Source organism: Actinotignum timonense (assembly GCF_900155575.1).
In the GTDB taxonomy this organism is placed as follows: Bacteria; Actinomycetota; Actinomycetes; order Actinomycetales; family Actinomycetaceae; genus Actinotignum; species Actinotignum timonense.
In genome coordinates, this window is sequence record NZ_LT706969.1 from 1 (window position 1) to 916 (window position 916).

At 53.4% G+C, this 916-nt stretch carries 1 protein-coding gene; it reads left to right on the forward strand.

All coding sequences use genetic code 11. The features are described 5' to 3' along the window. Positions 1–901: IS3 family transposase (locus CZ322_RS09625; RefSeq protein WP_087071220.1), on the forward strand; the 901-nt coding region annotated here is incomplete at its 5' end. Positions 902–916: the final 15 nt, after the last annotated feature.

Consider the following 916-nt stretch of genomic DNA (forward strand, 5'->3'; position numbering starts at 1 on the left):
AGAGAAAACACGGGTAGCTAACCAGCTACGCTCTACCACGCCGCTAGCCATGGTCTTAGATACCTTGGATTTGCCGGCAAGCTCGTACTATTACACCGCTAAACAGCTAGAGCGGCCTGACAAGCATGCTCGCTTGCGTGAGTTGATCGCTCAGATCGCGCGCGAGGGCTTGTATACGTATGGGTATCGGCGTATCCGTTTAGCGCTTAGAAAGCTTGGGTATGTGGTCTCGGAGAAAGTCATCCAGCGCTTGATGCGGGAAGAGGAAATCCCGGTCAGGTATGCCAAAGCACGCCGGAAGTACTCTAGTTACGGCGGGGAGATCAGCCCGGCACCGGAAAACCTAGTCGAGCGTGACTTCCACGCTGATGAGCCCGGACGGCTTTGGCTCACGGATATCAGCGAGTTCCACGCAGCTAACGGGAAGGTTTATCTCTCCCCGATTATTGACTGTTATGACGGGAAAGTCGTGGCGTATACGAGGGGATTACACCCAACCTCAGTGTTGGCTGATTCCTCCCTTGAAAACGCCCTGGCAACCCTCCCGCACCAGCGTCTAAACGAGCTACAAGCCGGCCAGAGTGAGCATCCACTCGTGATCCATTCGGATCGGGGAGTCCACTACCGGTCTGTGTCCTGGATTGAGCTTACGCGGCGTTACGGGTTGACGCGGTCGATGTCGAAGAAGGGGTGTAGTCCGGATAATTCTGCTTGTGAGGGGTTTTTCGGGCGGATGAAAACCGAGATTTATCACGGGAAGAAGTGGGCTACAACCGATGAGTTATGCGAGGCGATAGACGAGTATATGTTCTTCTATAACCAGAAGCGTATTACCTTGAAGTTCGATGGTTTAACGATTGTGGAGCATCGTCAAGCGGTTTTAAGCGATAATGTCCAATAAACAGTCCGCAGCCCC